Annotated in this window: 19 protein-coding genes; 9 read left to right on the forward strand and 10 right to left on the reverse strand. The window is 68.6% G+C overall.

Annotated features, from left to right (window positions below; all coding sequences use genetic code 11):
* The first annotated feature begins 17 nt into the window (after positions 1–17).
* Entirely contained in the window at positions 18–404 is a 387-nt protein-coding gene (rplL, locus tag BM349_RS16005) for a 50S ribosomal protein L7/L12 (protein ID WP_091708213.1), read from the forward strand.
* Positions 405–480: 76 nt separating this feature from the next.
* Here rplL and BM349_RS16010 read toward each other — a convergent pair whose 3' ends face one another.
* Positions 481–1437: a glycoside hydrolase family protein gene (locus tag BM349_RS16010; protein WP_091708215.1), complete on the reverse strand. Its 957-nt coding sequence runs from the start codon at positions 1435–1437 to the stop codon at positions 481–483.
* 48 nt (positions 1438–1485) lie between these two features.
* Complete coding sequence (locus BM349_RS16015) at positions 1486–2535, reverse strand: LacI family DNA-binding transcriptional regulator (protein ID WP_091709442.1); 1050 nt, start codon at positions 2533–2535, stop codon at positions 1486–1488.
* Between the two features lie 253 nt (positions 2536–2788).
* Between BM349_RS16015 and BM349_RS16020 the strand changes: the two genes are divergently transcribed.
* From BM349_RS16020 to BM349_RS16030, 3 genes are all read left to right on the forward strand, one after another.
* Positions 2789–4120, forward strand: coding sequence for an ABC transporter substrate-binding protein (locus BM349_RS16020; RefSeq protein ID WP_175525331.1), 1332 nt, complete (start codon positions 2789–2791; stop codon positions 4118–4120).
* A gap of 113 nt (positions 4121–4233) precedes the next feature.
* Positions 4234–5229, forward strand: a complete 996-nt coding sequence (locus tag BM349_RS16025) for a carbohydrate ABC transporter permease (protein WP_091708220.1) — start codon at positions 4234–4236, stop codon at positions 5227–5229.
* Positions 5226–6179, forward strand: coding sequence for a carbohydrate ABC transporter permease (locus BM349_RS16030; RefSeq protein ID WP_091708223.1), 954 nt, complete (start codon positions 5226–5228; stop codon positions 6177–6179). Before BM349_RS16025 ends, BM349_RS16030 begins: the two co-directional genes overlap by 4 nt.
* A 76-nt stretch (positions 6180–6255) precedes the next feature.
* Here BM349_RS16030 and BM349_RS16035 read toward each other — a convergent pair whose 3' ends face one another.
* Positions 6256–8493 (reverse strand): alpha-galactosidase, encoded by a 2238-nt coding sequence (locus tag BM349_RS16035; RefSeq protein WP_091708225.1) that lies wholly within the window; start codon positions 8491–8493, stop codon positions 6256–6258.
* A gap of 64 nt (positions 8494–8557) precedes the next feature.
* Between BM349_RS16035 and BM349_RS16040 the strand changes: the two genes are divergently transcribed.
* Positions 8558–11023 carry an HAD-IC family P-type ATPase gene (locus BM349_RS16040; protein WP_091708228.1) on the forward strand — a complete coding sequence of 822 codons (2466 nt, stop codon included), beginning with the start codon at positions 8558–8560 and terminating at the stop codon, positions 11021–11023.
* Here the strand turns inward: BM349_RS16040 and BM349_RS16045 are convergent.
* From BM349_RS16045 to BM349_RS16055, 3 genes are read right to left on the reverse strand one after another with little or no spacing between them, the layout of a single operon-like run.
* The gene (locus tag BM349_RS16045) at positions 10996–11433 is read right to left on the reverse strand and encodes a hypothetical protein (RefSeq protein WP_091708230.1); all 438 of its coding nucleotides are present in this window, start codon (positions 11431–11433) and stop codon (positions 10996–10998) included. The genes BM349_RS16040 and BM349_RS16045 overlap by 28 nt on opposite strands.
* Before the next feature lie 43 nt (positions 11434–11476).
* Positions 11477–12148 carry a DUF305 domain-containing protein gene (locus BM349_RS16050; RefSeq protein ID WP_091708233.1) on the reverse strand — a complete coding sequence of 224 codons (672 nt, stop codon included), beginning with the start codon at positions 12146–12148 and terminating at the stop codon, positions 11477–11479.
* Between the two features lie 6 nt (positions 12149–12154).
* Complete coding sequence (locus tag BM349_RS16055; protein WP_091708236.1) at positions 12155–12874, reverse strand: DUF3105 domain-containing protein; 720 nt, start codon at positions 12872–12874, stop codon at positions 12155–12157.
* 389 nt (positions 12875–13263) lie between these two features.
* On the opposite strand from BM349_RS16055, the gene BM349_RS16060 reads away from it, so the two are divergent.
* Positions 13264–14547 carry a multidrug effflux MFS transporter gene (locus tag BM349_RS16060; RefSeq protein WP_091708239.1) on the forward strand — a complete coding sequence of 428 codons (1284 nt, stop codon included), beginning with the start codon at positions 13264–13266 and terminating at the stop codon, positions 14545–14547.
* Between the two features lie 7 nt (positions 14548–14554).
* On the opposite strand, the gene BM349_RS16065 is transcribed toward BM349_RS16060, so the two are convergent.
* Both BM349_RS16065 and BM349_RS16070 read right to left on the reverse strand, forming a co-directional pair.
* Positions 14555–15043, reverse strand: a complete 489-nt coding sequence (locus tag BM349_RS16065; protein WP_091708242.1) for a nitroreductase family deazaflavin-dependent oxidoreductase — start codon at positions 15041–15043, stop codon at positions 14555–14557.
* Positions 15040–15558: a nitroreductase family deazaflavin-dependent oxidoreductase gene (locus BM349_RS16070; protein ID WP_091708244.1), complete on the reverse strand. Its 519-nt coding sequence runs from the start codon at positions 15556–15558 to the stop codon at positions 15040–15042. Before BM349_RS16070 ends, BM349_RS16065 begins: the two co-directional genes overlap by 4 nt.
* 68 nt (positions 15559–15626) lie before the next feature.
* Between BM349_RS16070 and BM349_RS16075 the strand changes: the two genes are divergently transcribed.
* From BM349_RS16075 to BM349_RS16085, 3 genes are all read left to right on the forward strand, one after another.
* Positions 15627–16301 carry a phosphatase PAP2 family protein gene (locus BM349_RS16075; protein ID WP_091708246.1) on the forward strand — a complete coding sequence of 225 codons (675 nt, stop codon included), beginning with the start codon at positions 15627–15629 and terminating at the stop codon, positions 16299–16301.
* Entirely contained in the window at positions 16298–18238 is a 1941-nt protein-coding gene (locus BM349_RS16080; RefSeq protein WP_091708248.1) for a helicase HerA-like domain-containing protein, read from the forward strand. Before BM349_RS16075 ends, BM349_RS16080 begins: the two co-directional genes overlap by 4 nt.
* Positions 18239–18305: 67 nt before the next feature.
* Entirely contained in the window at positions 18306–20762 is a 2457-nt protein-coding gene (locus BM349_RS16085) for an FdhF/YdeP family oxidoreductase (RefSeq protein WP_091708251.1), read from the forward strand.
* On the opposite strand, the gene BM349_RS16090 is transcribed toward BM349_RS16085, so the two are convergent.
* Positions 20763–21029, reverse strand: coding sequence for a DUF6457 domain-containing protein (locus BM349_RS16090; RefSeq protein ID WP_091708253.1), 267 nt, complete (start codon positions 21027–21029; stop codon positions 20763–20765).
* The gene (locus BM349_RS16095) at positions 21026–21607 is read right to left on the reverse strand and encodes a molybdenum cofactor guanylyltransferase (RefSeq protein ID WP_091708255.1); all 582 of its coding nucleotides are present in this window, start codon (positions 21605–21607) and stop codon (positions 21026–21028) included. Before BM349_RS16095 ends, BM349_RS16090 begins: the two co-directional genes overlap by 4 nt.
* Between the last annotated feature and the right edge of the window lie 3 nt (positions 21608–21610).

The raw sequence follows: 21610 nt of genomic DNA on the forward strand, positions 1-21610 counted from the left end.
CAAGCAAGGAGAAAATCATGGCAAAGCTCACCACCGAGGAGCTGCTCGACGCGTTCAAGGAGCTCACGCTCATCGAGCTGTCGGAGTTCGTCAAGAAGTTCGAGGAGACCTTCGAGGTCACCGCCGCGGCGCCCGTCGCCGTTGCCGGCCCGGCTGCTGCCGGTGCGGCACCCGCCGAAGAGGTCGAGGAGCAGACGGCATTCGACGTCGTGCTCGAGGCCGCCGGTGACAAGAAGATCCAGGTCATCAAGGTCGTCCGCGAGCTCACCGCTCTCGGTCTCGGCGAGGCCAAGGCCGTCGTCGACGGCGCCCCCAAGGCCGTGCTCGAGGGCGCGACCAAGGAGGCCGCTGACAAGGCGAAGGCTGCTCTCGAAGAGGCCGGCGCGACCGTCACCCTGAAGTAGTCGTCTCGGCGCGCTCGCGCGCTGCTCGACCGCAGATGAAGGCCCCGGATGCTGCATCCGGGGCCTTCATCGTGCGTCAGGTCCGCTCCACCACGAGTCGATCGCCGCGCCAGCCGATCGGCATCCCGTCGGTGATCCCTCCCACGAATGCACCGTCCGCCGCGAAGTTGCGGAACGCGAACAGCAGCCACTGCCCGTCGTCGCGACGCCGCAGGAGCCGGCCGACGTAGAGGTCCTGCTCGGTCAGCGCATACGCCTCGCCGATGCGGAACGGTCCGGTGATCGAGTCGGCCGGGGCCGCCCAGATCGCGCCGCGCGGAGACTCCGCACGCCGCCGCTCGGACGCCTGCGGAGGCAGGCACGAGAAGATCAGCACCGGCCTGCCGTCGACCTCCTCCACCTGCATCACCTCGAGCTGGCCGAAACCCTCTGGGACGGGCTCGCTCAGCGGCGGTCGCGCCTCCCAGGTCCGAAGGTCGGCCGAGACCGCATGCCCGACCACCCCGCGCGTGTCGGAGTCGCCTCGGACTGCTCTGGCAGTGACGAGAATGTGCCACCCGGCTCCTCCGGGGTCGCGCATCACCCACGGGTCGCGCCAGGTCTCCTCGTTCCAGGGCGAGTCGGCGGCGCGCTCGTACCAGCGGGAGTCGGACTCCAGGACGGGATTGTCGGCCGCCTTCGTCCAGATCGACAGGTCGGCCGAGGTCGCATAGCCCAGTCGCTGCACATTGCGGCCGCCCTCGAAGCTCACTCCCGTGTAGTACAGGTACCACGTGCCGTCGTCGTGCCTGACGACACTGCCGGTCCACGTCGCGACGTCGTCGAACGCGGGCGCGTCGTCGCGGACGAGCGCGTCCGCGACGCGCCGCCACGACACGAGGTCGTCCGAGACGGCGTGGCCGATGGATGCACGCAGGTGCCGGCGCTCAGGGTCGTGCAGCGCCCGGGACGCGTGGAGGAAGAAGACGTGGTAGTGCTCGCCGTCATCGGCGAACCAGAAGTCCCACACCCAGGAATCGGGCAGGTCGAACACGGAGGTCTCCTTCGGTGGGGCGCCGCCGCGTCGGCGGATGCCGGATGCTCAGCGGCCGCCGTGCTCGCGACCGTCGACGGCGACCGCAGAGAGCCGCGGGTCCAGGGCGGTCGTGGAATTGCGCACCACAAGCTGCGCCTGCATGCGCACGACCTTCGTCGCCATGCTCGGGTCGTCGAGGTGCGCAGTCAGCAGTTCCACGGCGACGCGCCCCTGCTCGCGCGGTGACTGACGCAGTGTCGTCAGCGAGAACATCTCCGCGAACTCGTGATCGTCGATGCCGATCACGCTGAGATCGCTCGGCACCTGCACGCCGAGCCGACGTGCGGCGATGATCGCTCCGATCGCCACTTCGTCGCAGGTGGCGACGATCGCGGTCGGGCGCCTGCGCACGTCGCCGAGTGCGTCGACGGCAGAGGCGTAGCCGCCGGGGAGGGTCACCTCCGAGACGATGTGGTACGCGTGATCGGCCAGGCCGGCGCTCTCCATCGCACCGAAGTAGCCGTCCAGGCGGCGACGGTCGACCTGCGCCCAGTGCGTCGTCGAGCCGCCTCCGAGGAACGCGATGTCGCGGTGGCCCAGCGCGATGAGGTGGTCGGTGGCACGGCGGGCGACGTAGTCATCGTCGATCTCGACGACGGTCGTCGTCTCGCCGGATCCGACCACGCTCACCAGCGGGCGACCGATCCGGACGAGTCGATCGATCTCCTCGTGATCGGGCTCGAGGCCGACCGCGATCAGGCCGTCGAACCGCTTCCGCGCGAGGAAGTCCTCGAAAATGCGGTTGCGCGCATCCGAGCCGGGCTTGGCGTCGTACAGCGTGAGATCGAGCCCGCGCTCGAGCAGCGCCTGCTGGATGCCCTCCAGCACCTCGGCGAAGAACCATCGATTCACGTACGGCATGACGACGCCGATGTTCTGGGTGCGCCCGGTGGCCAGGCTAACCGCGCTCGTCGAGGGGACGTATCCGATCGTCGCGGCGGCATCGACGACCCGCCGGCGGGTGTCATCCGAGACGTAGCCCGTGCCGCCCAGCGCCCGGCTCGCCGTGGATTTGGACACACCCGCGAGACGCGCGACTTCAGCAATGCCACTCACCGTGTCCACCGCCTCGAGGTCGGTCAGAGTTTCCGCATCCCGTCGCGGATCCGTGCCAGCATACGAGATTTCGGCGATTCTGGGAACGGTTCCACCGATCGCCTCCGAGATCGACCCCCGGAATTGCAACGATTCTTGGTCGAATGAGATCCGAGTGTTGTGCGTCGTGGCAACTTCCAATACCTTGTGTGGAAGCGGTTCCCGAAGTGACCGCTACGCGAACCAATCGTGGACTCAAAGAGGAGAAGCACACATGGGTATGTCACAGCACAGACGACTCCTGGCGCCGATCGTCGCGCTCGGCATCGTCGGCATCGCATTGGCCGGCTGCACCGGAGGTGGCGGCGGCGACAACGGCGGTGGAGGGGACGGCGATTCCGTCACGATCATGGGCGCGTTCACCGACGCCCAGGCCGATGCCTTCCAGGCCGACCTCGACAAGTGGTCGGAGACATCCGGGATCACCGTCACCTACGACGGCAACACCGACTTCCAGACCGCCGTCGTCGCGCGTGCGACGGCCGGCAACCCGCCCGACATCGCCATCTACCCGCAGCCCGGCGTGCTGAAGAGCCAGACTGCATCGCTGTACCCGCTGGAGGACATCGGCATCGATGTCGACGCGATCACCGCCGACGAGGCGAACGGTCTCGGCACGATCGCTCAGGTCGACGGCCAGACCTTCGGCCTGCCGTACTCGATCAACGTCAAGTCGCTCGTCTGGTACAACCCGGCAGCGTTCGAGGCCGCTGGTCTCACGGTCCCGACCACCGACGACGAGCTGACCGCCGTGCAGGAGCAGATCATCTCGCAGAACCTCGGCTACCCGTGGTGCGTCGGACTCGAGTCCGGCGCCGCAACCGGCTGGCCTGCGACCGACTGGCTGGAGGAGTACGTGCTCCGGTACGGCGGTCTCGACGATTACAACTCGTGGATCGCGGGAGACATCCTGTTCGACAGTGACCTCGTCAACGAGGCGGGTGACAAGGTCGCCGACGAGCTGCTCGCCGAGGGCAAGGTCAACGGCGGCGGTCCCGCTGCGGCGACGACGTCCTTCCAGACGGCCGGCAACCAGCTGTTCGTCTCCGGCAAGGAGAACGGCCAGTGCTTCATGATGCGTCAGGGTTCGTTCATCGCGGACTTCTTCCCGGAGGACATCAAGGCGCAGATCGCCGACAACGACCTCACGAACATCAACTTCTTCCAGCTGCCCGCTCCGGACGGCACGGAGCAGGCGATGCTCGGCGGCGGCGACCTCGTCGGCGCGTTCACGGACACGGACGCGACCAAGCAGGTCGTCGAGTACATCACCGGCAAGGACTTCGGCACGAACGGGTACGCGAGCCAGGCGATCTTCCTGTCTCCGCACAACGACTTCGACACGTCGCAGTACACGACCGAGTTCCAGAAGAACGCGCAGGAGCTGCTCGCCGCATCGACCACCTTCGGGTTCGACGCGTCCGACCAGATGCCGGGCGAAGTCGGTGCCGGCACCGAGTGGACCGAGCTCACCAGCTGGTTCGCCGGGCAGAAGACGATGGAGCAGGCCTTCCAGGCGATCGACGCCTCCTGGCCCGACCGCTGATCCGTCATCATCGCTCCGTGTGATCGGAGCACGAGCGGCGCCGGTGTACTGCGCACCGGCGCCGCTCCCCACTAGCATCACCATCATCCTCACAATGACGTCAGGCGGTTTCGATGGCCATCTTCAGTGCATTAATCTCCGTGGTGATTGGCCTCGGAGTGTCGTTCTTGATCTTCTGGCTCCTCAACTTCGTGGTCGAGAAGACCGGGGACAGGGCGAAAGCCCGGCTCCTGCCGTACGTGTTCCTCTTCCCCGTCCTAGTGCTCGGTGTGCTCTTCCTGCTCTACCCGGCAGTTCGCACGTTCATCGAGAGCTTCATGAAGCAGAGCCAGCGTCGTGGAGAGAGTGCGACGTTCGTCGGCCTCGACAACTACATCTCGCTGTTCACCGACCCGAACTTCCTCGGCGTCCTGCTGAACAACCTGCTGTGGGTCATCGTCGTGCCGGCCGCGGCAGTGCTCGTGGGTCTCCTTGTCGCGATCCTCACCGACCGGCTGGGCAAGCGCCGGGAGACGACATTCAAGGCGATGATCTTCCTGCCGATGGCGATCAGCGGCATCGCCGCCGCCGTCACCTGGCGATTCATCTACTTCTATGCTCCGCCCGGCAATCCGCAGATCTACCTGCTGAACGCGATCTGGACGGGGGTCACCGGCAACGACCCGATACCGTGGCTCACGATCGACGCCGGGCGCCTGAACAGCTTCCTGATCATGTTCATCGCTATCTGGCTGCAGGTCGGCTTCGCGATGGTGCTCCTCTCCGCCGCGATCAAGGGCGTCCCCGAGGAGACGATCGAAGCAGCGCGGCTCGACGGCGCGAGTGAGCGCAAGGCGTTCTTCCTCGTGATCGTCCCGCAGATCCGCGGCACGGTGATCGCGGTGTTCGTCACCGTCACGATCTTCGTCATGAAGACCTTCGACATCATCTACGCGATGACCGGCGGCCAATTCAATACGAGCGTGCTCGTGGTCGAGTTCTACTCGCAGCTGTTCAGCTTCCAGAACCCGGGCAAGGCCGCAGCCGTCGTCATCGTCCTCATGATCGCGGTCGTCCCGCTGATCGTCTACCAGATCCGCAGCTACAAGTCGCAGGAGGAACTCCGATGACCTTCACACCGACCCCTCTCGTCGACGACGAAGGTCACCGCGAGATCATCGACGTCGACAAGACGAGGAAGAAGCGGTTCAACAAGGACGGGACCGAGAAGGAGAAGCCCCGCGTCCTGATCACCATCATCATGGGGATCATCGCGGTCGCGTGGCTCTTCCCCCTCATCGGTCTGCTCGTCACGAGCTTCCGTTCGCGAGCCGATGTCGAGTCCACCGGTTGGTGGACAGCACTCCTGAACCCGTTCCAGCAGGCCTGGACCTTCCAGCCCTTCGTAGACGCGTGGAATGCTCTGGATGCCGGAACGACCTTCTGGAACTCGATGGGCGTCACGATCCCTGCCACGGTCCTCCCCGTGATGATCGCAGCGATGGCGGCCTACGCGTTCACGTTCTTCGAGTTCCGCGGCAAGGAGATCTACTTCGCGATCCTCCTCGGCCTCATGGTCGTCCCGGTCCAGATCGCGGTGATCCCGATCCTGCAGCTGTTCGTGTGGTTCGGCAACACGACCGGTATTCAGATCATCGGTCAGTACCCTGCGGCGTGGATCGTGCACGCGACCTTCGCGCTGCCGCTGGCGATCTACATCCTGCGCAACTACATGCAGACACTGCCGACCTCGCTCATCGAGGCGGCGCGCATGGATGGCGCGAGCCACTTCCAGATCTTCTGGCGACTGATCGTTCCGATGTCGGTGCCCGCGCTGGCGTCGTTCGCGATCTTCCAGTTCCTGTGGGTGTGGAACGACTTCTTCGTCGCGTACCTGTTCATCCAGAGTGGCCCGAACCAAGTCATGACACAGGGCCTGTACACGCTGCTCGGCCAGTACGGCCAGGGCTGGCAGCGGGTGGCGGCGGGTTCGTTCATCACGCTGGTGGTGCCGCTCGTGATCTTCTTCGCACTGCAGCGGTTCTTCGTCCGTGGACTCACCGCAGGATCCGTGAAGTAGCAGACCGCAGCGGCTGATCGGCTGGGAACGCGCGCCGCGAGGGCGCTGCGTTCCCGGCCGATTCTTCGTTTCGCCGTCAGTCCAGCGCGACCGCGCGGTACAGCACCGCCTGATCGGGGTGCACGCGCGGAGATGCGACCCCGACAGTCGCGAGCACATCGCCGCGGAACCGCGCACCGGTGAAGCTGACGTCCACGCGGTCGGCGCGGTCCCAGTACTCCTGGGTGGCGAGCACGTCGGCGTCGCTCGGCTCGCCCCACCACGCGGGCGGGACCAGACCTGAGGGCAGCGTGCCGATGAAGACGGGCGTGACGTGGTAGACGCGATCCGGATCGAGCCCGCGCAGCTTCAGCGGGGCCGGCGGATCGGGGTGCGTCGTGTCCAGCACGGCGGCGGAGAAGATCGCCTCCGAGTCGTCGGCGGCCACCACTCCGTGGAGGTTGATCCGCGGATCCGGTGTGTCCATCCGCACGATCTCGCCGCCCAGAAGGAGAGCCCGATGCTCCTTGTGGAACTCGATCCAGCGCGCCAGCAGCGCGAGCTCGGCATCCGTCGCCTCACCGAGGTCCCACTCGATGCCGAGATGACCGAAGATCGCCGTGCTCGCCCGGAACGAGAGGTCCAGTCGGCGCCCGGTCGTGTGCGACCGGTCCGAGGCGATGTGCGCGCCGAGGTACTCGGGCGGGGCGAGCTGAGCGGTCCAGCGCATCATCGCCTGCCGGTCGTGCGGATCGCTGTTGTCGGAGACCCAGACCCGGTCGGTCAGCTCCAGGACGCCGAGATCGACGCGCCCGCCGCCCGACGAGCACGACTCGATCTCGAGGTCCGGGTGCGCGTCGCGCAGCTCCCGCAGCAGCCGGTAGAACGCCAGCGTCTGCTCGTGCACGATCGGTCGGCCGCCGTGGGCACGGTCACCGGCTTCGGTGAGATCTCGGTTGTGATCCCACTTGATGTAGTCGATCGGGTATTCGTCCAGGAGCGCGAGCATCTGCGACTTGACGTGCTCGTATGCGCCGGGCGCCGCGAGGTTCAGCACCTGCTGGGCGCGAGATTCGACCGGCAGCTCGTCGCGCGCCGCCATGATCCATTCCGGATGCCGGCGGGCGAGGTCGCTGTCGAGATTGACCATCTCGGGCTCGAACCACAGGCCGAACTGCATCCCCTTGGCTCGGACATGATCCACGAGGGGGTGCAGGCCGTCCGGCCACACGTCGGTCGAGACGACCCAGTCGCCGAGCCCCGCACGGTCGGTCCGGCGGGCGCCGAACCAGCCGTCGTCCAGTACGAAGCGTTCGATGCCGATCGCCGCGGCCTGGTCGGCCAGCGCGATCAGCTCGGCGGCGTCGTGGCGGAAGTAGACGGCCTCCCAGACGTTGAGCGTGACGGGCCGCTCCGCGGGCCGCGAAGCTCCGATCGCCCGCAGGTGGTCGTGGAACCGGTGAGCGATCTCGTCGAGGCCGTCGCCGTAGGAGCCGTAGACCCAGGGGCTCTGGTATTCATCGCCGTGCTCGAGGATCACCTCACCCGGCAGCAGCACCTCGCCGCCGCCGAGCACCTGCTCGCCGGTGTAGACGCGCTCCGCGTAGTGGCGGTGGTTGCCGCTCCATGCGGTGTGCACGGCCCAGATGCGACCCGCTGCGAAGCCGAAGCCCGGAGCGCCCGCGTGCAGGACGTAGGCGCTGTCGGCGGCGGTGCGGCCCCGGCGGTTCTCCCGCAGATGGATGCCGGCGCGCAGCGGCCCGCGCTGCGGGTGGCGCTCGAAGTTGTGCTGCCCTGTGAAGTCGAGCACCTCGGTCGCCTCGGCGGGCAGCGGGAAGCACAGTGAGACGTCGTCGACCGCGTAGGCGGCTTCCTGCTCGTTCTTCAGCGTCGCGCGGGTGCGGACCAGCCCGCTCGGCAGGAGCTCGAGTTCGAGGCGCAGCGACAGGATGCCCTGGTCGTCGGCGGCGTGGAAGACCGCGCGACCGGCATCCGAGACGACGACTCCATCGACGAGTTCGCCGTCGAGCTCGATCGAGGTCACGGTGAAGCGCGGCGACCAGCCGCGTCCGTCGGCCGAGCCGGCGATGCCCGGGCGGCCCGTCCATCCCGTGTGGTGCTCGGGCAGCACGGCGACACGCGGGGGAGACTCGACGTTGTTCGAGCCGATCACCGGCACGCGGGCTGCACTCAGACCGAACAGCGCGTCATCGTCGAGTTCGCCGAGCTGCGCGCCCCAGTGCAGGATCGAGGGGAGCTTTCCGGCCCGGGAATCGACGATGAGCGAGACGCCTGCGCAGGACAGATGGAGGATGAGGTCGGGCGGAGCAACCATAGACGACCCATTGTCCGGCATCCGATCGCGCGCGCATAGCGGGCGCGGTCATAGGGTGTGATCCATGGATTCCGTGACCGCCGTCGACGCCACTCCCACGCCGGTCGATCCGGCTGTCGGACTGACGCAGGCCCAGGTCGCGGAGCGCATCGCGGCAGGCCGGACGAACGCGTTCACGGCCGACACCAGCCGCAGCGTCTGGAACATCGTCAGTGCGAATGTCTTCACGCTCTTCAACGCGATCGTGGGCGGCTGCTTCCTGGTCCTGCTGCTGCTCGGCCGCTGGCAGGACGCGCTGTTCGGCCTCGCCGCGTTCGCGAACGCGATCATCGGCTGCGTGCAGGAATTCCGCGCGAAGGCGAAGCTCGACCGGCTCGCCCTGCTCAACGCGCCTCGGGCGCGGGTGCGCCGCGACGGCGAGGAGGTCGAGATCGCCCCCGCGGAGGTGGTGCTGGACGACATCCTCGTCCTGCGCGCCGGCGATCAGGTGCCCGCGGATGCCGTCATCGTCGACGGGCGTGCGCTGCAGATCGACGAGTCGATGCTCACCGGCGAGTCGGACGCGGTCGACAAGAGCAAGGGCGGTGAAGCACTTTCGGGTTCCGTCGTTGTCGCGGGCGAGGGCGACGCGCAGGTGACGCGGGTCGGTGCGGACTCCTATGCGAACAAGTTCGCCGGCGAGGCCAAGCGGTTCTCGATGGTGTCCTCGGAGCTGCGGACCTCGATCGACCGGGTTCTCAAGTGGGTCGGATGGGGCATCGGCCCGATCGGCCTGCTCGTGCTGAACGCGCAGATGATGGTCGCCGGCGGGTGGGTGCAGGCCTGGGAGAGCGGCGACTGGGTGCAGGCGGTCGTGAACACGATCGCATCGCTGACGGCGATGATCCCGCTCGGCCTCGTGCTCGTCACCTCGATCGCATTCGCGGTCGGCGCTGCGAAGCTCGCGGGTCGTCAGGTGCTCGTCAACGAGCTGCCGGCGGTCGAGGGACTGGCCCGGGTCGATGTGATCTGCCTCGACAAGACCGGGACGCTCACGGGCGGCGATATCGAGTTCGACGGATCGCACCCGCTCGCTGGAGCGGGATCAGGCTGGGAGGCCACGCTGTCCTGGTACGGCGCGGCACCGGACGCGAACGCGACCGCGCGGTGCCTGCGTGAGCCCTTCCCCGCCACCGGACCGATGAGCGCGCAGGCGTATATCCCCTTCTCGTCCGCGCGGAAGTGGAGCGCCGTCTCGTTCCCGGGAACGGCGGGCACGTGGGTGCTCGGCGCTCCCGAGATGGTGTTCGGCGATGCCGCGTCCGATCCGTCCGGCGGGCTCGGCCGCACGGTGACGCAGCTCGCCTCGACCGGCCGCCGGACGCTCGTGCTCGGGCATTCGACGATCGCCCTGACCGATTCCGATGTGGAGGCCGAGCGGCTGCCCGACGGGGTGGTACCGGTCGTGGTGCTGACCTTCCGCGAGCAGGTGCGGCCGGATGCGGCGCACACGCTGGCGTACTTCAAGGCGCAGGGCGTCGGCATCCGGATCATCTCCGGCGACAATCCTCGGACGGTCGCGGCGATCGCGCGCGAGGTCGGACTCGACGTCGCCGAGGGCTACGACGCGCGGAAGCTGCCGGAGGACGACGAGCAGCTCGCCGACATCCTCGAGACGCACACCGTGTTCGGGCGGGTGACTCCCGAGCAGAAGAAGCGAATGGTCGTCGCGCTGCAGGCGCGCGGCCACGTCGTGGCGATGACCGGCGACGGCGTGAACGATGCGCTGGCGATCAAGACAGCCGACATCGGCATCGCGATGAACTCCGGTGCCGCCGCGACGAAGGCGGTCGCACGGCTGGTGCTGCTGGACGGGCAATTCTCGCACCTGCCCGACGTCGTCGCCGAGGGGCGGCAGGTGATCGCGAACATCGAGCGCGTGTCGATGCTGTTCCTGACCAAGACGGCGTACGCGACCGGGCTGGCCATCCTGTTCGGCATCCTGGTGCTGGAGTTCCCGTTCCTGCCCCGGCAGCTCTCGATCACCGATGGGCTGACGATCGGCATCCCGGCGTTCTTCCTCGCCCTCATGCCGAATTCGCAGCGGTACGTGCCCGGATTCCTCAAGCGATCGCTCAGCTTCGCCATCCCGGCGGGCATCATCATCGCGATCGCGCTGACCCTCTACACCCTCGCGGCGAAGTCGCTCGAGGTCGATCAGGCGCGGCTGCGCACCGGGTCGACGATCATCCTCGCGATCGTCGGGATCTGGGTGCTCACGGTGCTCTCGCGCCCCATCAACCGCTACAAGGCCCTCGTGATCGGGGCGATGTTCATCGCGCTGGTCGCGATCTTCACGATCCCGCTGTCGACCGAGTTCTTCCAGCTCGTCGACCCCGGAAAGGAGTGCGCGTACCTCGTCGCGATCGTCACCGTGCTGACGATCGGCGGGATCGAGGTCGTCCGCTTCTTCCATCGCCGCTACGTGGCCAGGGCGCTCGCCGCGGTCGCACCGCGTGGCGCTCAGGCGGCGGTGACGGCGTCCGTCTGATCGGCGGCAGGGTCGCGGAAATACCGTGATCCCGGCGGTGTCCACAGTGCGAAGCCGATGAACGCGTACGCTGCCATCTCCGCCATGGACGTCCAGTCCCAGGTCTCGGTCGTGACGATCGTGACGATGTGCAGCACGAACTGCACGCCCAGGTAGATCGTCAGCAGCAGCCGGGCAAGGCGTCGCCCGCGCGCGACGCCGGATGCGATCGCGATCGTGAGCAGGCCGAACAGGATGACCGCCGAGCCCAGCAGCGACACCGGGAGGACCTCGGCGCGCGCGATGTCGTACCTGCTGAGCAGGACCAGGATGCCGATCGCGATGCTCGTCAGGCCACTGAGGTACACCAGCACGACCGCGATGCGCACGAGCACCGGCTGGCGTGCCGGGGGAGCGGTGGGAGCGGTCATCCGTTCACTGTAGCGAGCGATGCGACGTCGGCGGGCGAGACGCTCAGCCGCCGCAGCCCAGGCGCACCTGCATGCTCTTCATCGCGTCGATCTCGGCGGTCTGCCCCGCCTGGATGCTCTTCGCGACGGTGAGCACGCGCGGCTCCGCGCCGAGCTCGATGATCGCCTCCGCCATCGGGATGGCGCCCCCGTGATGTCGGATCATGAGCTCCAGGAAGAGGCAGTCCGCGTCCGGGCCGGTGGCATCGGCGAGCTCGGTCATCTCGGCATCCGTCGCCATGCCCATGGCCTCTCGGGCCTCCTGGTCGGTGAGCGGCTCCGCCGGATCGGCGGAGCCGTGGTCGTGTCCGGCATCCGACCCCGACATCCATGCCATCATCGGCCCGCCTGCCTGCGGGAGCCCCCACTGCACGAGCCAGTCGAACATCTCGCCGCGCTGTCCGGCCTGACCCGTGGCGATGTCGTACGAGAGCACTCGCAGCTCGTCGTCGTCCGTCTTGCGGTAGATCTCCATGGCCATGGCGATCGCCTGCGCGTGGTGCACCTGCATGTCCCGTGCGAATCCGGCCTCGGCCGAGTCGGTGCCCGGTGCGGCGGCGGGCGATGCCCCGAAGGTCGAGAACCGGCCGATCGCGAACGCCAGCCCCGCGATGGCGAGGCACGCCAGGACGAGGACGGTCCAGCGCCGCGGCGCAGCGGGCGCCTGGTCGGTCATCGCGTCCTACTGCTTGCCCGGCGCGTCGAGTGCGCCCGAACAGGAGGCGTTCGGCTCGGGTGCGTTCTGACTGCGCCAGTACGCGGTGAGGAACTCCGTGACCCGCTCGTCGTCGGCCGAGTCGAGCTTCAGCTGGGCGTTCCACGCGCTCATCACGATCGGCGAATCCAGTCCCTCGTACGGGGACAGCACGATGTACGACGAGGGGAGCTTGCTCTTGAGGGTGGCGAGCTCGGCGTCGTCGACGGCGTCCGCGTCGTATGTGACCCACACCGCGCCGTGCTCGAGGGCATGCACCGCGTTCTCGTTGGGAACGGGCTGGTCGTAGACCCCGCAGTTGAGCCAGATGGCGTTGTGGTCGCCGCCGACGGGCGGTGACTGCGCGTAGTCGACGGGTCCCTCGACGTGGTTCGCCGTGTTCTCGAAGGTCTCGAGGCCCTGGATCGACGAGCCGTCGCCGTCGCCCGGGTCGAGCGTGGGCGGAGGCGTCGGCGCGAACACGATCGACGCGATGATCGCGACGACGATGCCGACGGCGACCACGGACCCGACCGTCCACCACACGACCTTGCCGCGGCGGCGCTTGGCGAGCTGCTTCTGGTATTCGGCGAGCTTCTCCTGGCGCTTCTGCTCACGCTGCTGCTTGACGGTCTGCGCGATCTGCGCCTGCGTGGCGGGGTTGCCGCTCTGCTTCTTCTCGGTCGGGCGCGGGGGTGTCGGGGTCATGTGTGTGATCTCGGCTCGGGCGCCCGTTCGGAACGAGTGGGCTCGGATGCAAAAGGTGCTCCCATCCTATTCGAGCGCATGCGTCACGGTCTGTGAAGCCGCCGACAGGGCGACGCCGGGTGCCGCCTCCCGCGCGTCGGAGGACGCGGCGGCGTCCGGTATCATGGGGGTTGTCGAATCGATTCGGGACGCTTCGACGATCTCCTCTGAGCGCCTCGCCGGACCACCGGTGCCGACGCTTCCCGCCGTGCCGCCGAAACGAAGATCCTGTGCTCGATACCGCGTCCATTCCCACCCAGAAAACCTCTCGCTCCGACGACGCCGCGACCACTCCGACCCCCGCCGCGCCCACGCCGCGTCCGACGGCGCCCGCTCCGCGACCGCCTGCGATGACCACCGGCGCGATCCGGACGCTCGGCAGCAACCCGGCCACCGCGCCGATCATGCTGCACCCCGGCGATGCGATTCCGCACCGCCGCCGGGTCCTCTACATCGTGCTGCTGGGCGCGCTGACGGCTCTCGGGCCGTTCACGATCGACCTGTATCTGCCGGCCTTCCCGGTGCTCGAGACGGACTTCCGGACCACGGCCGCCGTGATCCAGCTGACCCTGACCGGCACCATGGTCGGCTTCGCCCTCGGCCAGCTGATCGTCGGGCCGCTCAGCGACAAGGTCGGCCGCCGGGTGCCGCTGCTCGCGGTCACCGCGCTGCACGTCGTCGCGAGCGTCGCGGCAGCACTCGCGCCATCCATCGAGCTGCTGATGGTGGCCCGAGTCGGAATGGGGATGGGTGCCGCCGCGGGCGGTGTGGTGGCGATGGCGATCGTCCGCGACCTGTTCGGCGGCAAGCGGCTCGTGGTGATGCTGTCGCGACTGGCCCTGGTGTCGGGTGTCGCTCCGGTCGCCGCACCGCTCATCGGCTCCGCGCTCCTGGCGATCATGCCGTGGCGCGGGATCTTCGTCGTGCTCGCGATCTACGGCGCGGTCATGCTCGTGTGCACGATCTTCGTGATCCCCGAGACGCTGCCGCGGGCTCGTCGCAGCGACAAGGGCAGCACGACGGTGCTGCAGCGCTACCGGAGCGTGCTGAGCGACCGCGTGTTCATCGGCGCACTCGTGATCGGCGCGATGACCTTCAGCGGGCTGTTCTCGTACCTGTCGGCATCCTCCTTCCTGTTCCAGCAGTCGTTCGGCTTCAACGCCCAGCAGTACGGGCTCCTGTTCGCGGCCAACTCGCTCGGCGTCGTCGTGGGCGTGCAGTTCGCGTCGCGGCTGGCCGCGCGCTACGGACCGCAGTGGGTCATGGCGTACTCCACCGCGGTGCTGGTGATCGCCGCGTTCGCGATCATCCTGTTCGACCAGCTGGGCTTCGGCCTGTGGGGCACGGTCATCCCGCTGTTCGTGTTCATGACCGCGTGCGGATTCACGTTCCCGTGCGTGCAGGTGCTCGCCCTCGACCGGCACGGCAAGGCCGCCGGAACCGCGGCATCCCTCATCGGCGCGACGAACTTCGGCATCGCGGGGGTGATCTCGCCCGTCGTCGGCTGGATCTCGCGGGACGCGGGCATCACCGCGACGACGATGGCGGCCGTGATGGCAGGCTGCGCGATGATCGGCGTGCTGGCACTGTGGCTCATCGTGCGTCCGCGCACGGTCGCGATGCTGACCCCGTAGGGGCGGCCTACCTGCGGACCGGCTGGAGCCGGAACAGTCGTGCCGTGCGACCCGAGTCCCGCTCGTATTCGCGGTAGTCCGGCCACTGCGCCTCCATGATCGCCCACGTGGCGTCGCGCTCGGCATCCGGGATCAGCGTCGCGTGGACGGCCATGCGTCGTCCGCGCACCGTGATCTCGGCATCCGGGTGGGCGAGGAGGTTCGCGGTCCACGCGGGGTGCTTCGCTCCCGCCCAGTTCGTGCCCGCCACGATGGCCCGGCCGGATCCGTCGGGCGTGTACATGAGCGGGGCGTCGCGGGGTTCGCCGGAGCGCGCGCCGATCGTGTGGAGCACGAGCGAGGGCACCACGACAGCGGTCAGCTGGAGGCGACCGCCCGTGATCCGCGAGACGAAGCGCTCGATCCGAGGCAGGACGGTCGTCGCGAAGCGCCGGAACCACCGGGTTCGGCTGATCGGCGCGACCGCCGCACGGAAGGCATCGACGAGACGGCTCATGCGCCCACCATGCCCGCGGTGCTGGTCTCCTCCCGCACCGGCTGCAGTCGGAAGAGGCGCACGATGCGACCGGAGTCGCGTTCGTAGGCCCGATACCCCGGCCATTGCCGCTCGATGCGCGCCCAGATCGCATCGCGCTCGGCCGCCTCGATGAGCGATGCCCGCACCGGCATCCACGTGCCGCGCACGGTGATCGCCGCATCCGGGTGTGCGAGCAGGTTCGCCGTCCAGGCGGGATGCCGGCCGCCCGCGAAGTTCGTCCCGGCGACGATTGCGCGTCCAGCCCCGTCCGGCGTGTACATGAGCGCGGCCTCGCGCGGCTCGCCCGAGTGCGCGCCGGTGGTGTGCAGGACGAGCGAGGGCACGAGCAGGCCGCTCAGCTGGACGCGGCCGCCGGACACGACGCTGAGGAATCGTTCGATGGGGGGCAGTGCGACGGGCCCGACGCGGCGGAACAGGCGTGTGCGGGTCAGCGGCGCGATCACCGCCCTGACGACGTCGACGACACGGGGCACGCCTACATCATCCCGCCCTTCCTGGCCAGGCGCGTGGTGAATGCGGCCCCGCACGGCACAATGTGACGATGGAGCCTTCGAGCAGACCGAGAGTTGCCGGGGCATCGCGCACGGTGCTGTTCTCGCTGGGGGCGGTGCTCGTCCTCGCCGCCTTCGGGCTCGGGGCCGTGATCTTCACCCGGGACTCGCCGTTCGGCATCGACATCTGGTGGAACGATCTGATGGGCGCGAGCGCCTCGCCGATCCTCACCGGGTACTCACGCGTGATGAACGTCCTCGGCGGGACGTGGTTCGGCGTGCTCGCCGTCCCGATCCTGGGGGCGATCGCGCTCATCGTCGCGAAGCGTCCGTGGTCGGCGGCGTTCTTCCTCACGGCCGAGGCCGCGTCCGCGGGGATGGTCCAGGTGCTCAAGCACCTGTTCGGCCGAGTCCGTCCGGAGGAGATCATCGTGGTGACCGACTACGGCTCGTTCCCCTCGGGCCACGTGGCGAATGCAGCCACGATCGCGACGGTGGCCGTGCTCCTGTTCCCCAAGTTGTGGGTGCTGCTCGTCGGCATCGGGTGGGTCTTCCTGATGGCGTTGAGTCGCACGGCACTGCACGCCCACTGGCTCAGCGACACCCTCGGGGGTGCGCTGATCGGCATCGGCGTCGCGCTGATCGTCGCGGGATTCTTCGCCCCGATGCTCGCTCGCGAGAGACCGGCTGCGCAACCGGCGCCCCTCGCTAAGCTGAGCGAATGAGCGCGCCCGACACGTCCGATCCGTCCGTCGCCGCAGCCGAAGCCGAGCTCGCGCGCCTGCGAGCCGAGGCGGATGCTGCGGAAGCGCAGCTGAAGGCGGCGCAGGCACGGGCAGCCCTCGCGGCCGCCGAAGCGGATGCCGCGAAGGCGCGCCTCGGCGCCCCGGCGGGCGCCGTACCCGCCGCCGAGCCAGTGGTCGCCGAATCTGCGCCGGCAGCTGCTGAGCCCGCGGATGCCGAAACCACCCCCGCCGCCGCGCCGGCCGAAGCGCCGTCGACCCCTCCGACGACCTCGGCGACCGAGACCGTTGCGGGACCGCTCGACGCGGAGCAGGTGCAGGCCGTCATCTCGGGGTACACGTTCGCGGCCACGACGCTCGACCTCGGTGCGCTGATGAACGGCGACGCGGTGCCCGCGGCGCAGATCCGCATCCCCCTCGGCATGATGAACCGCCACGGACTCGTTGCCGGGGCCACCGGCACCGGCAAGACCCGCACGCTGCAGGGACTCGCGGAGCAGCTCGCGGCGAAGGGCGTGCCGGTGTTCGCCGCCGACATCAAGGGCGACCTGTCCGGAGTGGCCACACCCGGCGAGTCGAGTGAGAAGCTGCTCGCGCGCACTCAGGCGATCGGTCAGGACTGGCAGCCCGCGGCATCCGTCACCGAGTACTACGCCCTGGGCGGCATCGGCAAGGGCGTGCCGGTGCGTGCCACGGTGTCGGGTTTCGGTCCGCTCCTGCTGAGCAAGGTGCTCGGCCTCAACGAGACGCAGGAGTCGAGCCTCGGGCTCGTGTTCCACTACGCCGATGCGAACGGGCTGGCGCTCGTCGACCTGTCCGACCTGCGCGCCGTGCTGAGCTACCTCACCAGTGACGAAGGCAAGGTCGAGCTGAAGGATCTCGGCGGCCTCTCGGCGGCGACGGCAGGGGTGATCCTGCGCGAGCTCATCACCTTCGCCGACGGCGGCGCGGACGTGTTCTTCGGCGAGCCCGAGTTCGAGGTCACCGAGTTCCTCCGCTCGGCGCCCGACGGCCGCGGCATCATCAGCCTGCTCGAGGTTCCGGGCGTGGCCGACAAGCCCGCACTTTTCTCCACGTTCCTGATGTACCTGCTCGCGGAGCTGTTCGAGATCCTGCCCGAGGTGGGCGACCTCGACAAGCCGAAGCTCGTCTTCTTCTTCGATGAGGCGCACCTGCTCTTCAAGGACGCCTCCAAGGACTTCACGTCCGCGATCGTGCAGACGGTGCGCCTGATCCGTTCGAAAGGCGTGGGCGTCTTCTTCGTGACGCAGACTCCGAAGGACGTCCCGTCCGACGTGCTCGCCCAGCTCGGATCGCGCGTGCAGCACGCGCTCCGCGCGTTCACTCCCGACGACGCCAAGGCGCTCCGCGCCACGGTCGGCACATACCCGCGCTCGGGGTACGACCTCGAGCGAGTGCTGCAGGAGCTCGGCACCGGCGAGGCGATCGTCACGGTCATGAGCGAGAAGGGCGCCCCCACCCCGGTCGCGTGGACGCGGCTGCGCGCACCGCAGGGACTCATGTCGCCCACGCCGGATGCCGCGATCGACGCGGCGGTGGCGGCATCCCCCCTGATGCCGAAGTACGGCGCCGCGATCGACCGCGAGTCGGCGCGCGAGATCCTCACGGCCCGGATGAACGCGGCGAACGAAGCGGCCGCCGCCGAGGAGGCCGCGCTGGCGAAGGCGAAGGCGGATGCCGAGTTCGCCAAGCAACAGGCGGCCATCGACAAGGCGAAAGCTGCGGCCGACAAGAAGGCGCAGGCGGAGTACGACAGGCTGCTGAAGAAGACCTCCAGCACGTCGCGCACCTCGTCCCGGACGCAGAAGTCGACGATCGAGCAGGTGCTCGGATCGAAGTCGACGCAGACGATCCTCAACGGCGTCATCCGCGGGCTCTTCGGCAACGGCAAACGCTGACGATCGCGCAAAGTGAGTTTACCTATTGAGATAGGTATCCCTTCGCGCTGAGGCGTAGCATAGGGTCATGGCGACGAAGCCCCCGAGAGCAGACATCGACGAGGCGAAAGTCCACGTCAGCGGCCGCAAGAAGGTCGCAGTCGGCGTGCCCGCCGTGCTGCACGCGCTGAAGATCTCGAACGAGCAGATGGGCGTCAAGCGCAGCGTCGAGACCCTCCTGCGCGTCAACCAGAAGGACGGCTTCGACTGCCCCGGCTGTGCCTGGCCGGAGGAGGACAAGCGCCACATCGCCGAGTTCTGCGAGAACGGCGCCAAGGCGGTCGCCGAGGAGGCGACCATCCGCCGCGTGACTCCCGAGTTCTTCGCGGAGCATTCGATCGACGAGCTGCGTGCGCACGATGACTGGTGGCTCGGCCAGCAGGGCCGGCTGACGCAGCCGATGATCCTCGACGAGGGCGCGACGCACTACCGGCCGATCGCGTGGGACGACGCGCTGCTCGAGATCGCCACAGCGCTGAAGGGTCTCGACGATCCCGATGAGGCGATCTTCTACACGTCGGGCCGCACCTCGAACGAGGCCGCGTTCCTGTACCAGCTGCTCGTGCGCGGGTTCGGGACCAACAACCTGCCGGACTGCTCCAACATGTGCCACGAGTCCTCGGGCACCGCCCTGACCGAGACGATCGGCATCGGCAAGGGCACGGTCTCGATCACCGACATCCACGAGGCCGACCTGCTCATCATCGCCGGCCAGAACCCCGGCACGAACCACCCGCGGATGCTCTCGGCCCTCGAGAAAGCGAAGAACTCCGGCTCGACCATCATCGCCGTGAACCCGCTTCCGGAAGCCGGGCTCGTTCGGTTCGAGAACCCGCAGAACGTGAAGGGCGTCATTCTCGGGGGCACGAAGCTCGCCGACCAGTTCGTGCAGATCCGCCTGGGCGGTGACCAGGCGCTCTTCCAGGCGATCGCCAAGCATCTGCTCGAGTACGAGGACGAGCACGGCGGCGTGCTCGACCATGAGTTCATCGATGCGCACACGAGCGGGTTCCAGGCCTACCGTGACGAGATCGCACAGGTGCCGTGGCGCGAGCTCGTCGCGGCGACCGGGCTGCCCCAGAAGACGCTCCGACGCGTGGGCGAGGCCGTCCGCGTGTCGAAGGCGACGATCGTGTGCTGGGCGATGGGCCTCACCCAGCACAAGCACTCGGTCGCGACACTGCGCGATATCGTGAACGTGCTCCTGCTGCAGGGGAACATCGGGCGTCCCGGCGCCGGGGTGTGTCCGGTTCGGGGTCACTCCAATGTGCAGGGCGATCGCACCATGGGGATCTACGAGAAGCCGTCTCAGGCGTTCCTGGATGCCCTCGACCGCGAGTTCGACTTCCGGCCGCCGCGCGAGCACGGTTACGACACGGTTGCAGCCATCCGCGCGATGCGCGACGGCGATGCGCGGGTGTTCATGGGCATGGGAGGCAACTTCGTCAGCGCCACGCCCGACACGCTCGTGACCGAGGCCGCGCTGCGGAACACGGATCTCACAGTGCAGGTGTCCACGAAGCTCAACCGGTCGCACGTGGTCACCGGCCGGCGTGCGATCATCCTTCCCACACTGGGACGCACCGACCGCGACCGTCGCGGCACCGGCGAGCAGCGCGTCACCGTCGAGGACTCGATGGGCGCCGTCCACGCGTCGCGCGGCCGCCTGGTTCCTCCGTCCGAGGATCTCCTCAGCGAGGTGGCCATCGTGGCGCGGCTGTGCACGCTGCTGTTCGGCACCGACACCGTCAGCCATTTCGGTCCGGAGATCGACGCGACGACGGCGGTCGATGTCGACCGCGGGCAGCCCGAGCACGAGGGGATCCAGTCGGATGCCCCGTCCGTGGAGCATCCGGAGCCGGGCCGGCTCCTGCTCGAGCACGGCGGGACGCGGCATCCGTCCACGGTTCCGCATGCCGACTGGGCGGCGCTCGAGCACGACTACGCGCTCATCCGCCGGCACATCGCGGCCGTCATCCCGGGCTTCGACGACTTCGAGGCATCCATCGACAAGGGTCGGACGCTGTTCCTCCCGAACGGCCCCCGCGACGAGCGGCGCTTCGCCACCGCGGACGGCAAGGCCCGGTTCACGGTGAACGCCCTCGAGTACCCGTTCATCCCGCACGGACGGCTGCTGCTGCAGACCCTGCGCTCGCACGATCAGTACAACACCACGATCTACGGCAAGGACGACCGCTACCGCGGCATCCACGGCGGCCGGCGGGTGGTCATGGTGAACCCGAAGGACATCCAGGCTCTCGGCTTCGCCGACGGGGACGTCGTCGACCTCGTCTCGGAGTGGCGGGACGGCGTGCAGCGCCGGGCCGAGGAATTCCGCATCGTCGCCTATTCGACTCCGCGCGGCAACGCGGCGGCGTACTACCCCGAGACGAACGTGCTGGTGCCGTTGGACTCGGTCGCCGACCACAGCGGAACGCCGACGTCGAAGTCGGTGATCATCCGGCTGGAGCGGCGCACCGCCTGATCAGTCCTCCGCCTGCCAGCCCGCCGCCAGGGAGGTGATCTCGGCGACCGTCGCGCGCACCTGCTCGGGTGTTCCGCCTGCGCGTCCCGCCGCGAGTCCGGCGACGAACGCACTCAGGGGTGCGGCGGGTCGCGCGACGCCCACGGCGACGTCGCGAGCGAGATCGAGGATCAGCGGAATCGGGATGTCGTCCGCGCCGAGGCCGAAAAGCTCCTGGAGCGCCTCCGCCCACGCGTCCAGGGCCTCAGGGGGCAGGCGTTCGCTCATGGGTTCCTCCTTCGTGCCTCGGTCAGATCGTCCCACGTGTCGATGTCGAAAGCGATGTCATCGGATGCCGCCACAACGGTGATCGCAAGGCCGCCGAGCAGGCTGCGCATCGATGCATCCCGGCCGGCGTCGGGCAGTGCGTCAGCCGCGAGCCTCAGCCGTTCGGTCTCGTAGAGGCCGGTGAGCCACTGGGGTCGTCCCGACGCGTCGGCGAGACAGGTGCCGTCCCGCTCGATCGGCGACGCCTGAAGCACCCGTACGGCGTCGCCGACGCGCGGCAGATCGCACGCCAGCACGAGGCTGTACCGGGTCGCGATGAGGGGCAGCGCGGCGATGATCGCCGCGACCGGGCCGCCGAAGGGCGGGTCTTCGCGGACCCAGGCGATCGAACCCGCGGGTGCGCTCACGGCGATCGCCGGGTCGCCGACTCCCACGATCGGATCCGCTCCCGCAGATCGCGCGGCCAGTATCGCGGCATCCAACAGCGTCGCTCCGCCGACCTCGAGGAGCGGCTTGTGGACTCCCCCCATCCGCGAGCCGCGGCCGCCGGCGAGGAGGATGGCCGCGAGATCGTTCACGGT

Source organism: Microbacterium sp. cf046 (genome assembly GCF_900114345.1).
In the GTDB taxonomy this organism is placed as follows: Bacteria; Actinomycetota; Actinomycetes; order Actinomycetales; family Microbacteriaceae; genus Microbacterium.